The sequence below is a fragment of the Gottschalkiaceae bacterium SANA genome, assembly GCA_036323355.1.
Taxonomy (GTDB): Bacteria; Bacillota; Clostridia; order Tissierellales; family GPF-1; genus GPF-1.
The window spans coordinates 2,529,345-2,543,732 of record AP028876.1; the positions used below are offsets into that span (position 1 = coordinate 2,529,345).

At 45.8% G+C, this 14,388-nt stretch carries 12 protein-coding genes and 1 other annotated feature; all 12 genes read right to left on the minus strand.

Annotated features, from left to right (window positions below; translation table 11 throughout):
* Positions 1–53 precede the first annotated feature (53 nt).
* A complete protein-coding gene (locus AC25CA_RS12320; RefSeq protein WP_486814126.1) occupies positions 54–605 on the minus strand; it encodes an NYN domain-containing protein in 552 nt (183 codons plus the stop codon).
* Complete coding sequence (gene rlmB / locus AC25CA_RS12325) at positions 602–1,372, minus strand: 23S rRNA (guanosine(2251)-2'-O)-methyltransferase RlmB (RefSeq protein WP_486814127.1); 771 nt, start codon at positions 1,370–1,372, stop codon at positions 602–604. Before rlmB ends, AC25CA_RS12320 begins: the two co-directional genes overlap by 4 nt.
* Positions 1,321–1,743: a Mini-ribonuclease 3 gene (locus tag AC25CA_RS12330; protein ID WP_486814128.1), complete on the minus strand. Its 423-nt coding sequence runs from the start codon at positions 1,741–1,743 to the stop codon at positions 1,321–1,323. Before AC25CA_RS12330 ends, rlmB begins: the two co-directional genes overlap by 52 nt.
* Positions 1,725–3,122: a cysteine--tRNA ligase gene (gene cysS, locus AC25CA_RS12335; protein ID WP_486814129.1), complete on the minus strand. Its 1,398-nt coding sequence runs from the start codon at positions 3,120–3,122 to the stop codon at positions 1,725–1,727. Before cysS ends, AC25CA_RS12330 begins: the two co-directional genes overlap by 19 nt.
* Positions 3,109–3,768 (minus strand): serine O-acetyltransferase, encoded by a 660-nt coding sequence (cysE, locus tag AC25CA_RS12340; protein WP_486814130.1) that lies wholly within the window; start codon positions 3,766–3,768, stop codon positions 3,109–3,111. Before cysE ends, cysS begins: the two co-directional genes overlap by 14 nt.
* Before the next feature lie 447 nt (positions 3,769–4,215).
* Positions 4,216–4,424 (minus strand) — a binding site (T-box leader).
* A 36-nt stretch (positions 4,425–4,460) separates the two neighbouring features.
* Positions 4,461–5,948, minus strand: a complete 1,488-nt coding sequence (gene gltX, locus AC25CA_RS12345) for a glutamate--tRNA ligase (protein ID WP_486814131.1) — start codon at positions 5,946–5,948, stop codon at positions 4,461–4,463.
* A 119-nt stretch (positions 5,949–6,067) separates the two neighbouring features.
* Positions 6,068–7,795 carry a proline--tRNA ligase gene (locus tag AC25CA_RS12350; protein ID WP_486814132.1) on the minus strand — a complete coding sequence of 576 codons (1,728 nt, stop codon included), beginning with the start codon at positions 7,793–7,795 and terminating at the stop codon, positions 6,068–6,070.
* A 266-nt stretch (positions 7,796–8,061) separates the two neighbouring features.
* Positions 8,062–9,240 carry an ABC transporter permease gene (locus tag AC25CA_RS12355; protein WP_486814133.1) on the minus strand — a complete coding sequence of 393 codons (1,179 nt, stop codon included), beginning with the start codon at positions 9,238–9,240 and terminating at the stop codon, positions 8,062–8,064.
* On the minus strand, positions 9,237–9,965 hold the full coding sequence (locus tag AC25CA_RS12360) for an ABC transporter ATP-binding protein (RefSeq protein WP_486814134.1): 729 nt from the start codon (positions 9,963–9,965) through the stop codon (positions 9,237–9,239). The genes AC25CA_RS12355 and AC25CA_RS12360 overlap by 4 nt, the downstream gene beginning before the upstream one ends.
* On the minus strand, positions 9,958–10,437 hold the full coding sequence (gene ispF, locus AC25CA_RS12365; protein WP_486814135.1) for a 2-C-methyl-D-erythritol 2,4-cyclodiphosphate synthase: 480 nt from the start codon (positions 10,435–10,437) through the stop codon (positions 9,958–9,960). The genes AC25CA_RS12360 and ispF overlap by 8 nt, the downstream gene beginning before the upstream one ends.
* A gap of 84 nt (positions 10,438–10,521) precedes the next feature.
* Positions 10,522–11,635, minus strand: a protein-coding gene (gene prfB / locus AC25CA_RS12370) for a peptide chain release factor 2 (protein WP_486814136.1) whose coding sequence is annotated in 2 segments (ribosomal slippage) — positions 10,522–11,559 and positions 11,561–11,635 — 1,113 coding nt in all. Because the reading frame shifts where the segments join, the coding sequence is not laid out codon by codon here.
* Between the two features lie 9 nt (positions 11,636–11,644).
* Positions 11,645–14,386, minus strand: coding sequence for a preprotein translocase subunit SecA (secA, locus tag AC25CA_RS12375; protein ID WP_486814137.1), 2,742 nt, complete (start codon positions 14,384–14,386; stop codon positions 11,645–11,647).
* Positions 14,387–14,388: the final 2 nt, after the last annotated feature.

Below are 14,388 nucleotides of genomic sequence, written 5' to 3' on the forward strand. Positions count from 1 at the left end.
CCTCGACTAGTCTCTCCCTCTATTATAGGGAAAAACGGTTCCATCCGTCAAGATTAAGAACCGTTATCCTTGTCTTCCACATCATCCAAGAGTTTTTCCAACTTTTGCTTTGTTTCCGGATCAATTCGATCTTCAACCAAAAGAAAGCCTTCCTTTTCTCCCTGCTGCCGTTTGCGTTCCTTGGCCTGAATCTGTCGTTTCATATCAGCCAGCTCCAATTCCAACTCCCGTGCCGACACCCGAGTCGCTCCCCGGCTCAAAACCAATTGCTGTTCCATATAATCAGATGTTGCTACCCGGATCCGCTTCACCTTCCCCAATAAGTGTGCTTGCCGCTCGATGTAATCATCAGCAGTCATATCAGCACCAGTAAATACAACCTCTAAACCAATCGTCAATTCAGAATTCGCAATTCCAGACGTGGACTGGGCATCAAAGACCACCACCACCTTGACGCCGGTATAGGCTTGATACTCAGCCATAAAATCTAAAAGGGACTGGCGCGCCCCGGCCAGGTTGACCCGAGCAAGCCCCTTTAATTTCTCCCAGGAGTGGATCACATTGTAGCCGTCAACGAACAAAATTTCTTGCCCGCGAATAATCATTTTGTTTTTAAGGCACGTTTTGCGATCAAGTTACGCTGACGCCTCACTTCATAGGTGACAACAGCCGTAGCAACCGACGCATTAAGGGATGTAATATTCCCGACCATGGGAATTGACACCAAAGCATCGCAATGGGCCTGTACATTCTTTGAGATTCCCTTTCCTTCATTGCCGATCACTAAGGCCACCGAACCAGAGAGTTCCGTATCAAAAACATTCTGATCCGAAAAGGCTGTACCATAGATCCAAAATCCTTCTTCTTTTAGTTTCTCCATCTGCTGAGCAAGATTGCCTACCTTGACCACAGGTACATATTCCAAAGCTCCTGCCGCTGTTTTTGCCACTGTGGCAGTCAACCCCGCTGCGCGACGTTTGGGGATAATCACCCCGTGAACCCCGGCACATTCTGCGGTTCGAATAATAGCGCCTAAATTATGTGGATCTTCGATCCCGTCGAGAATCAAGACAAAGGGCGGTTCGCCACTTTCTTTTGCCCTCTTGTATACATCCTCCATGGTGGCGTAGGTATGGGCGGACAAATGAGCAATTACCCCTTGATGATTGCCTTCCACCAATTGGTCAAGTTTTGTTCGCGGCACACTTTGTATCGGAATCTTCTTTTCGTTGGCCAGCACCAAAATCTTTCCAATACTGCCCTTGTTCATTCCATCTGCAATCAGAAGTTTTTCAATCGTTCTTCCCGACTTGATCGCCTCTAAGACTGGGTTTCTTCCTCCGATCCAATCTGTGTCGATTCGAATATCCATCCCATCACCTCCTCAATTCGTTTTTCTTCTCCCTTTAAATATAGAAATCCCATTAAAGCTTCCAATCCGGTTGCCTTGCGGTAATCGTTAATATCCGCTTTCCTTGGCACCATGCCCGATTTCGCATTGCGTCCCCGACGCATCACCGCAGCCTCCGCCTCTGTCAATCGATCTTCGATCAGATGATAGAAAGAAGCTTGGGCTGATGCCTTGACAAAGTCGATAGAGGCTTTATGTAGAGCCCCCACCGGCAGCAAGCTTTGTTCCATTAGCCACCTGCGAATATGAATTTCAAACACTGCATCACCCATATAGGCTAGGCGAAGGCCAGATTCTTCTCTTGGATCCCGCATTACTCTTCTCGTTTCCATTTGACCCCCTGCGGCGTATCTTCCAAGACAATCCCCTGGGCTTTCAATTCATCTCGAATCTCATCAGCTCTGGCAAAATCGCGATTTTTTCTTGCTTCTTGACGCTCATCGATCAAGGATTGGACATCCAATTCCAGGGTCTCTTTTTCTCTGTACATAAGTCCCAAGACGCCGCCCATTTCCATCAAGGCATCATAGACCGCTTTTACGCTATCCAAACTGCTTGTCTCCGATAAGTTGCTATTGGCATATTTGACCGTTTCAAACATCACAGCAATGGCGTCTGCCGTATTCAAATCATCATCCATAGCATCTACAAATCGAGCAACAAAAGTTGCCGCTTGTGACTTGTTTTCTTCCTCTTCGCTATCGGATGCAGGCAAGTCCAGTTTCATCAGATGCTGCATCTGATATTTTCCATTGTAGAGACGATCCATGGCCGCCTTGCTTTGCTCAATAATCTTGCGGCTAAAGTTGATGGGGCTACGATAATGAGACGACAGCAAAAAGAATCGAACAATCTCTAGGTCGTATTCCTCGGCAATGGTGCGAACCGTAAAGAAATTATCCTTTGACTTGCTCATCTTCTCGCCCTCGGTGTTGATCATGGCGTTGTGCATCCAGAAATTCGCAAATGGTTTTCCCGTTAGACTCTCAGACTGAGCAATCTCATTCTCATGATGAGGAAACTCTAGATCCGATCCCCCTGCATGAATATCAATGGTTTCTCCCAAGATGCTTCGAATCATGGCCGAGCACTCAATATGCCAACCCGGTCTACCCTCGCCCCACGGACTTGTCCACGCAGGCTCGCCTGGCTTCTTGTTTTTCCAAAGAATGAAATCCAAGGGATTTTTTTTCTCTTTGTTCACCAAGATTCTTGCCCCGCTGACTAGGTCTTCAATATTCTTCCGGCTAAACTTTCCATAATTTCTGACCTTTGTTACCTCAAAATAGACGTTTCCATTTACGGCATAGGCATATCCCTTTTCTTCTAGCTCAGCGATAAATGCGATGATCTCGTCCATGGTCTCCGTCGCTTTCGGATGAACAATAGACGCCTCATCAATATTCAATCCCTTAGAGTCCGTTAGATATTCCCGAATATATTTTTCAGCCAACGCCTTGACTGTCACCCCTTCTTCAATGGATTGGGTGATTAATTTATCATCAATGTCCGTAAAGTTTTGCACATACTTCACATCCATGCCTTGATACTGAAAATAACGCTTCAGGGTATCAAACACCACAAAGGGACGTGCGTTTCCTACGTGAATATAATTGTAAACCGTCGGCCCACAAACATAGATCTTGACGACACCCGGTTCAATGGGAACAAATTCCTCTTTCTTCCTTGTCATGGTACTATAAATTTTCATCAAATTCCTCCTCATTCTTCACTCTTTGCTGATCAAGCTCGTCCTCCAAACTTCGAACGCGCTGTTTCAGATAATTGATCTCTTGTAAAACTGGATCCGGCATGCCGGCTTTTCCAACCCGCTCTTCATTCTGAATCACAATCCTGCCGGGAATCCCAACAACGGTACAATGGGCAGGAACAGGCTTTAATACCACCGACTGAGCACCAACCCTAGAATAATCACCAATCATAATATTCCCTAATATTTTTGCACCCGCACTGATAACCACATGATCGCCAATAGTGGGATGGCGCTTGCCTGTTTCTTTTCCAGTTCCCCCTAATGTAACACCGTGATAAATGGTCACATCATCTCCGATAATGGCCGTTTCACCAATGACAATACCCATACCATGATCGATAAAGAGCCTGCGGCCCAACTGTGCCCCGGGATGAATCTCGATGCCCGTTTTTGAACGACCACGGTCCGACATCATGCGTGATAGGGTCGTCCATCCCCGCTGATAAAACCAATGGGCGCGACGATAGCGCCGGATCGCCTTGAGACCGGGATAGGTCAACAAAACTTCCACGGCAGATTTTGCCGCCGGGTCTTTTTTCATAATGGTTTGAATGTCTTCTTTCAATTGATTGAATCCCAACATAGTTACCTCCCAATGAATTCTTCCATGCTTCGCATGTCTGACCATCTTCGCTCAACTTTTTTTTGCAGATTGAACCCTCTGCAAATGATTACGAAGATCTATTCATCTTGTCCCAATGAATTCTTCCATGCTTCGCATGTCTGACCATCTTCGTTCAACTTTTTTTTGCAGATTGAACCCTCTGCAAATGATTGCGAAGATCTATTCATCTTGTCCCAATGAATTCTTCCATGCTTCGCATGTCTGACCATCTTCGTTCAACTTTTTTTTGCAGATTGAACCCTCTGCAAATGATTGCGAAGATCTATTCATCTTGTCCCAATGAATTCTTCCATGCTTCGCATGTCTGACCATCTTCGTTCAACTTTTTTTTGCAGATTGAACCCTCTGCAAATGATTGCGAAGATCTATTCATTATAAATAAAAAAAAGCGGTGATCAAAGTCTCCAAAGAGACGATTTTCACCGCGGTTCCACTCTTGATTAAAGGACTTGCATCCTTTCTCTCACCGATCCATAACGAGATCATCCGAACAACCCTACTTATTTCAGGCGTCGACTCCCAAGCGCACTTCCCTGCTCAATTCGTAAGCTTCTCACCAACCAGCTTCTCTCTTGGTCCCTTTAGCAAGTACTCTTCTTGTTCCTAGTCTTTCTTCATTCATACCACAATTTTCCCTAGTAAATCAAGGATTATTTTGTGAAGTTTTCTTGGATATAGTTCAATCGATTCTGAATTCCAGCTTTGCCCATGACGACAAAGATAGCCGCCATATCCGGTCCGTGCAATTGCCCGGTAATCATGGCGCGACTTGGCATATAGAGGTTTTTCCCCTTGATCCCTGTCGCTTTTTGAATCCGTTTGAAGAAACCCTTCATAAATTCATCGTCGACTTCCTCAATCGTTTCCATTTCCGCTAGCATGGCTTCAATCAAGACAGGAATACCTTCCGTGCCAAGCAAGGCTTCCACTTCATCGGTTTCAGGAATCACTTCCTCCGTGAAATACAAAGCAGATCGTTCCACCACGTCAGACAATATTTCAATCCGTTCCTGAACCGTTGAAATCATAAGCTCTAACCACGGACGACGGTTCTGTAAATCCATTTCAGAAATTTTTCCAGCTTCTAGCAAATAAGGCACACAAAGATCAGTCAAGTCTGAAAGGGAAAGTTGTCGAATATGTTGGGCATTTACCCAGTTCAACTTATCCACATCGAATACACCACCCGCTTTTGAAACACGACCAAAATCAAAGGCTGCAATCAATTCCTCCATGGAAAAGATCTCTTGATCCCCTTCCGGTGACCAGCCCACAAGGGCCAGATAATTGATCAAACCTTCTTTTGTGTAACCCTTCTTCTTAAAGTCGCCAACAGCAACGTCGCCGTGGCGCTTCGATAATTTTTTCTTTTCTTTATTCAACACCGTTGGAAGATGAACATATTGCGGTGCTTGCCATCCAAAGCATTCATTCAGATAAATATGCTTTGGCGTAGAAACCAGCCATTCTTCTCCTCGCACCACATGGGTGATCTCCATGAGATGATCATCCACTACGGCTGCCAAATGATAGGTCGGAAACCCATCAGATTTCATTAAGACCTGATCGTCCACATCATCGCTGTTAATGGATACATGACCGCGAATGGTATCGTCAAAGGCAATATCCACATTAGCAGGCATCTTCAAACGAACGACGTATTCTTCCCCAGCAGCAATTCTTGCTGCTGCTTCTTCCGTGGAAAGATTACGGCAATGACCGTCATACTTCATCATTTCATTGGATGCGCGTTGCTCTTCCCGAACGGTTTCCAATCGTTCCTTAGAGCAAAAACACGGATAGGCATGACCGGATTCAATCAATTGATTTAAGTGTTCCTTGTAGATGTCCAAACGTTCAGACTGAATATAAGGGCCATATTCCCCTTTTTGAACAATCTCGCCTGCTTCATTCAAGAAAACGCCCTCGTCATGAACAACCCCGGCCCAAGTCAGGCTCTCGATCAAATTCTTCATGGCATCATCGACAAATCGATTGCGGTCCGTATCTTCGATTCTGAGGATATAGGTGCCCCCCTCTTGTTTGGCGTATAGATAATCATATAAAGCCGTTCGCAAACCGCCAATATGGAGATATCCCGTTGGACTCGGTGCAAAACGTACACGTACATTTGACATATTTTTCCTCCCATGTTCACATTCACAATTATTATAAGACAATCCTAGGGCTTTCGCAACAGAAAAGCCCCTTACGGGGCTTTTCAAAACAGCAATTCTTAACATTCCCTAGTCAAGGATTATAAATTCAAACCTTGCTTGTTCAACTCTTCAATCACGCGAGCGACAACATCCGATGCAGCAATCTCTTCTTTGTTCTTCACATCTTTACGAAGAACAAACTCAACAAGACCTTCTCCGGCACCACGGCCTACCGCAATACGAATCGGGAATCCAATCAGCTCCGCATCCTTGAATTTTACACCCGGACGCTCTTTTCGATCATCCAAAATCACTTCAACACCAGCCGCCTTCAATTGATCGTAGAGGGCTTCTGCCAATTCCCTTTGTTCGTCATTCTTCACGTTAATCGGCGTTACCACTGCATGGAAGGGTGCAACCACCGCTGGCCAAACAATGCCGTATTCATCGTAGTTTTGCTCAATGATCGATGCAACGGAACGGGAAACGCCCACGCCATAAGAACCCATCCAGATCAATTTTGCTTTTCCATTTTGATCCAAGTATGTCGCAGACAAGGCTGTGGAATACTTGGTTCCCAATTGGAAAATATTCCCGACTTCGATTCCGCGATCCATCACCAATGGTTTTCCACACTTGGGACAAGCATCGCCAACCCGTACAAGTAAAAGATCATCAACCACACGACCTTCAAAATCACGGCCGTAATTGGCATTGATCAGGTGACGATCCGTCTCGTTGGCACCGATAACAAAGTTCTTCATCTCCAGCACCCGACGGTCCACCAAAATTTCCACATCTTTATCAAGTCCCATAGGACCGGCGAATCCGACCTCGGCGTTGGTTACGCGCTTCACAGTTTCTGCATCCGCCATTTCGAAGTCGTGTTCTTGAACACCAAGGGCATTCATCAATTTCGTCTCATTAATCTCTCTGTGCCCTGGAATGCAGGCCGCCACAACGCGATCCTTGGCTTGAAAAAGAAGAGTCTTTACAAAACGATCTGCTCCAAATCCAAAGAATTTTTCCAAAGCTTCAATGGTACCCACGTCTGGAGTATCCACCTTTTCCAGATCCTTCATCTCTAGATCTTGCTCGACAATCGGCACGATGGTTTCTGCTTTTTCATCCGTTGCAGCAAAATCACAAGAATCACAATAAGCAACATTGCTTTCGCCCACTTCACACATAGCGGTAAACTCATGAGAGTCTCCATTGCCCATGGCGCCGGCATCACCCTCAACCACACGATACTTCATGCCCAATCTTGTAAAGATTCGATCGTATGCGTCCCACATCTCTTGATAAGCATTCATCATGCCCGCTTCATCCATATCAAAGGAGTAAGCGTCCTTCATAATAAACTCGCGAGATCGAATCAGGCCAAATCTCGGACGTTTTTCATCCCGATATTTGGTTTGAATCTGATACAGATTCATGGGCAATTGTTTATAGGAATTCACCTCATAACGAATCAAATCCGTAAAGATCTCTTCGTGAGTGGGACCTAAGCAAAACTCTCGTTGATTTCGATCATGCAGACGGAACATCTCCGGACCAAAATCATCCCATCGGCTGGTTTCCTTCCACAATTCCGAAGGTTGAATGGCACTCATCAAAACCTCTTGCGAACCCGACGCATCCATTTCTTCTCGAACAATCTGTTCCACTTTCTTCAAAACTCGATGTCCCAAAGGCAGATACGAATATACACCCGATACCAGCTTTCGAATCATTCCCGCACGCATTAACAATTGATGCGACGGAATCTCCGCCTCGCTAGGCACCTCGCGCAATGTTGGCATATACAACTTCGTCATTCTCATTGTCTTCACTCCTTCTCCAAAAAACTCATCAAAAAACGCCTCATCCCGAATAGGGACGAAGCGTAAACTCCGCGGTACCACCCTAGTTATAGACCCGTGATCTATCCCTCGAATTGTGTGCTTTTTTGTGAGCAGGTTCAAGCCATAGGGGGATGGAAAGGTCTTTCAGCCTGGGGCCCTTCTCTCTTGCATCCATATTGCCTCTACTATTCTCAAGCACGATATTTGAATGCCCTCATCATACAAGAAAGGACCATTCTTGTCAATTAGTTTCTAAAAATGACCGACTCTCGGTTAAACATACGACGGGTGAACAAAAGAGCAGCACCCACATACACACAAAGCCAAATCCCTACAATCAATAAGTGTCTTGGATCATAAATCCTCGCCAAGGCTTCCTTGATAATGGCGATGGTATTAATGATTGGAATATGAAAATAGGATTCCGGAACCAACTTTCCATCTAAATATAGGGTGAAGTATGCTGGAATCATAACAAGAATCGTCACTGGAGACAAGTAGGTCTGCGCCTCCTTAAAATTTCTCGCGTAGAAACTGATAGCCAGTTCAAAAGCAGAAAACGTGAAATTCAGTCCCAAACAGGCGACCGCAATCACCAAAGCAGACTTAAGGGGCATAATCCCACCCGAAGCCAGAACCGATGGATTTAATATCGTTGCCAATACAAAGCCCAAAAGAGAAGCCAACATGCCCATGACACTGGCAATCACCACGGCAAAATACTTGCCGAAGAGAATCTGCGACCGGCTGGCTCGCGTCGCCAAAAGGGGTTCTAGTGTTTGTCTTTCCTTCTCCCCTGCGCCCAAATCGGTCGCAGCTGGAATTCCACCTACAGCCGACCACATGGTAAGCATCAAGGGTAAAAGCATCATATACAACATGGCACCCACTGGATTACCCGATTCTCCTTCTGCCAAAGCGCGCGATTCTGTTTTTACCGCCGTCACAATTCCTGGGTCCATCCCCAAGTCAATCAGCCGCTGTCTCACTACCTCCTGCTGGAACTGCGTAATCAATCCCTGCATGGTGCCCAAGGCCATGGTTGATTTTTGGCTCGATTCGTCATAATGCAAAATCAAGTCTGCCATATTTTTTTCTTGCAATGTTTCAGAAAATCCGGGTGGAATCTCCACCACAACAAAGACATCCAATTCTTTTAAGGCTGTCATGGGGTCAGGTTCCGATTTAATATCCACCAGTCCTGTTTCCAATAAAAAGTCCGCTACCCCAGATTCCTCTCCGATCATAGCAATGGGCACATGGGACTCCACATCATCAAAGAGACCCTGCATGGCAACTCCCATTACAAAGGTAAGAATAGGAAAGATCAATATTGGAATCAAGATACTGGTTGCAATGGTCTTTCGATCCCGAAAAGTGTCTATCAATTCTTTTTTAAATACGATCCAGGTATATCCCCTCATCGTCGATCCTCGCTTATTCGATGTAAAAAATACTCTTCCAGACTCATCCCTGGCGCTTTATTTTTCAGGTCCTTCAAACTGCCAAACTCAATAAGTTTTCCGCGGTCAATAATCCCAATGGCGTCACAAAGAGCAACCACCTCCGTCATGGTGTGACTGGAGAATACAATGGTTTTCCCTTCCTCCTTCAGCTCACGGATAAAGGCGTGTACCAAACGAATGGCTGTTACATCCAAACCTGCCGTTGGCTCATCAAAGAGCATAACCTGTGGATCGTGAACAATGCTCCTTGCCAAGGCAACCTTTTGCTTCATGCCCTTGGAAAAATTGCCTGACCTTCGATCTAGATACTCGGTCATCTCCAACTGATCAGCCAAACGCTCTACTCGAGCATTGGCGGCCTTTACCTCCATCCCATTTAATCGCGCAAAATAAAGGATATTTTCCCTGGCTGTCAATCGATCATAAAGTCCGGTTTCTCCACCAAAAAGAATTCCGATATGAGCGCGTGCCTCCTCTGGAAAATGAACAGCGTTGACCCCGTGAATCCGAATGGATCCGCTTGTCGGTTGTAGCATGGTGGCCATCATGCGGAGGGTCGTTGTCTTACCCGCCCCATTCTCCCCAAGAAGACCGAATACCTGGCCCTCTGGAATGAAAAAAGAAAGGTCATCCACCGCTTTAAAGCTTCCAAATTGTTTGGACAATCCCTTCACCTTAATCATTGATTGCCTCTACCAAGGCAACGGCCTGCGCCGAGATGCCTTCACCTCTTCCTTCATAGCCCATTTTTTCCGTCGTTGTCGCCTTGATCGAAAGCTGATGAAGTTCAATCGCCATGGCCTGGGCTATCTTTTTTCTCATCATCGGCAGATATGGTGCCAACTTTGGTGCTTGCGCCACAATCACCGCATCAATATTTTCTACCCGATATCCCTGCTTCGTCAATAGTGTCATCACAACTTCAAGCAAGTCAAGGCTATTCGCACCGCGATAGGCTTGATCGCTAGGAGGGAAATGTTGTCCAATATCTCCTAGTGCCACAGCACCTAACAAAGCATCCATGATTGCATGCGTCAAAACATCTGCATCAGAATGACCCAGCAAACCCAATTCATATGGAATGGTCACCCCGCCCAAAATCAATGGACGCTCCGGCACCAATCGATGTGCGTCGATTCCAATTCCTATTCTCATGCCGACCCCTCCTCGTGTATTTTCTTTATTTTACCACATTTGTCTTCTAACCATAAAAAAACTCGGATTTCTCCGAGTTTTACCTTACTTCCCTTTGGCATGCAGTTTTAAATAACTCTCAATAAACCGGTCCAAATCACCGTCCATCACGGCCTGCACATTTCCTGTTTCCTCATTGGTTCGATGATCTTTAACCATGGAATAGGGATGGAACACATAAGAACGAATTTGATTGCCCCAGGCGATCTCGCGATAATTGCCCTGAATATCTTCGATCTTTTCCTTTTTTTCCTGTTGTTGAATTTCGATCAATTTGGCCATCAGCATCTTCATAGCAGTAGCACGGTTTTTGATCTGAGACCGCTCATTTTGACATTGCACCACAACCCCGGTGGGAATATGGGTGATTCGAATCGCCGAATCCGTCTTGTTGACGTGCTGGCCACCCGCTCCGCCAGATCGATAGGTATCCACCCGCAGATCCTTGGGATCAATAGCCAATTCTTCGTCATCCGCCAGTTCTGGCATTACATCCACGGATGAAAACGAGGTGTGACGCTTTCCAGAAGAATCAAAGGGAGAAATGCGCACCAACCGGTGCACGCCCTTCTCCGTCTTCAAATAACCGTAGGCATTTTTGCCATGAATCCGATAGGTGGCAGATTTTACGCCCGCCTCCGTATCTCGCTGCAGGTCCAGTTCCGTAATGCTGTATCCCTTTTTTTCACACCAGCGTAGTTCCATACGAAGCAGCATTTGTGCCCAATCCTGAGCATCGGTTCCACCCGATCCCGCATGAATCGAAATAATAGCTGAATTGTGATCGTATTCTCCATGAAGCAGGGTATCAAGAGACAATTTTTCAAGCGCCTTCTCAACTTCCTTCGCCGTCTGTATCATCTCTCGCTGCGCATCCGAATCAGGTGCTTCTAAATCCGCCAGTTCTAGCATCATTTCGAATTCCTCTAACAAATCAGCAATCTTTTCTACCCGAGAGAGTTCCACTTTGCATTGCTTCATTTCAAGAATCAAAGGTTGAGCGGTTTCCTGGTCATTCCAAAATTCCGGTTTTGCCATTTCCGCTTCCAAGGCCTCTACCCGAGACTGAATCGAAGGTGTGTCAAAGAGACACCTCAAGCTCTGCTAAAACGTCTTTAGCCGATTGATATCGTTGCCTTACACTCTCTAATTCAAACATGGTTCCCTCCTAGGCATCCTTACCACAGCATTTTTTATATTTTTTCCCTGAACCACATGGACAAGGATCATTTCTTCCAATTTTTTTCTTGCTTCGCACCACTGTTTTCGCTTTTGCTGGTGCCTCGCCTCCGGAAGTGCCGGTAATGTGCGCCACTTGTTTTCGTTCCATCTTTCGCTGAGGACGAACCCGGTACATGGTTTTAACCGTCTCTTCTCGAATGGTGTGTGTCATGGCATTAAACATTTCATAGCCTTCATTTTGATAGGCGCGAACTGGATCCTCTTGCCCCATGGCACGAAGACCAACACCTCGGCGCAATTGATCCATGGCGTCGATATGATCCATCCAACGCTTATCTACCGTTTGAAGCAAGACAATACGCTCGATTTCTCGAATTTGTTCACCAAAGGCCTCTTCCTGAATTCCATATCCGATCATGGCCTGTTCTTTCAAGATTTGGGTCAATTTCTCTTTGGTCAAATCTTCTACCCGCTCAATCTTAAGGGCATTATCAAGAGGGAAGTATTGACCCATTGACTCAGCCAATTCTCCAAGCTTCCAATCCTCGGGATATCTTGCCTGGGTGAAGTGAGCGACATCGGCTTCAATCACGCCATCGATCATCTCTTCAATCTGATCTTTCAAGCTCTCGCCTTCCAAAACATGACGTCGCTGTTCGTAAATCATATTTCTCTGTGTGTTCATCACATCATCATACTGCAAGACATTCTTCCGAATGCCGAAGTTTCTCATCTCGATTTTTTCCTGGGCCGATTCGATACTCCTTGAAAGGATTTTCGCCTCGATGGGTTCATCATCCGGCAAGCCCAGTCGCTCAACCATGGACTGCACCCGTTCGCCACCAAAGAGACGCATCAAATCATCATCTAAAGAAATATAGAAGCGTGATGCACCTGGGTCTCCTTGTCGACCGGAACGACCCCGTAATTGATTGTCAATCCGTCTCGATTCATGGCGCTCCGTACCAATAATATGAAGACCACCAGCAGCAATTACATTTTCCTGCTCATCCTTCAATTCCTCTTTCGCTGTTTTCAAGGCCTTTACATAGGTCTCTCTAGCCGTCAAAATTTCTGGATCCTCTGTCTCAAAATAGGAATCTGCCATTTCAATCATATGATCATCGTATTTTTTCTTCAATCGCGATTTTGCCAAAAAGACCGGGTTTCCACCCAAAACGATATCCGTTCCACGACCAGCCATATTGGTTGCAATGGTAACCGCGCCCAAGCGTCCCGCTTGCGCCACAATCTCCGCCTCTTTTCCATGTTGCTTGGCATTCAATACCTGATGCTTAACACCGCGGCGCTTCAACATCGTGCTCAACAACTCCGATGTCTCGATGGTAACCGTACCCACCAATACAGGTTGACCGGATTTGTGCGCTTCAACAATTTCTTCGATTACGGCATTAAATTTACCTTGGCCGTTCTTATACACAATATCGGGATAATCGATTCTGACAACCGGTCGGTTGGTCGGAATCTCAATCACATTAATGCTGTAAATATGGCGAAATTCATCTTCCTCGGTCATGGCGGTACCCGTCATGCCGGAAAGCTTTTCGTACATGCGGAAATAGTTCTGGAAAGTAATGGTCGCCAGGGTCTTGGATTCCTTTTGAATCTCAACCCCCTCCTTGGCTTCAATGGCTTGATGCAAGCCCTCGGAATAACGACGTCCCATCATCAATCGACCGGTAAAATCATCGACGATAATAACTTCCCCATCCTTCACCACGTAATCCTGGTCCCGAAACATCAGATAGTTGGCACGAAGGGCCTGATTAATCCGATGCTGCAGCTCCATATGCTCCAGATCAGCAAGGTTATCCACATTAAAATATTTTTCAGCCTTGTCTACCCCTTTTTCACCTAGGGAAACAGACTTGCCTTTTTCATCAATCACAAAGTCGGCTTCTTCTTCAACAAATTTTCGATCCAGCCGTTCTTCCATTCCTCTCACCTTATTGGGGTCTTCTTTTCTCCCCTTTAAGGTTTTAACAAAAAGATTGGCTACCTGATACAAGGTAGACCCGGTGTCTCCCTGACCAGAAATAATCAAAGGTGTTCTGGCCTCATCAATCAAAATACTATCTACTTCATCGACAATGGCATAATGAAGGGGACGTTGAACGCGGCGCTCTTTAAAGACCGCCATATTGTCACGAAGATAATCAAATCCAAATTCGTTGTTGGTTCCATAGGTAACATCCGCAGCATAGGCAGCTTTTCGCTCCACGTCATTCAAACCATGGACAATACAACCCGTAGTTAAACCCAAAAACTCATAGACCTTGCCCATCCATTCCATGTCGCGCTTGGCCAAATAATCATTAACCGTTACCACATGGACACCTTTGCCACTTAAAGCATTCAAATAAACCGCCAAAGTTGCAACTAAGGTCTTTCCTTCACCCGTTTTCATCTCGGCAATATCGCCCTGATGAAGAACAACCCCACCGATCAGTTGAACAGGGTAATGTTTCATACCCAATACACGCCATGCTGCCTCGCGACATACCGCAAAAGCCTCTGGCAAAAGATCATCCTCGGTTTCGCCCGCTTTTAATCGAGTGCGAAATTCATCCGTTTTCCCACGCAAAGCTTCATCGCTTAATGCTTGAATCGTCTCTTCCAAGGCGAGGACCTTATCAGAAAAGGGTGTAATTCGTTTGATCTCCCGGCTGCTCTGTGAGCCAAAAAAAGATTCCAATATCTTTTTCATTC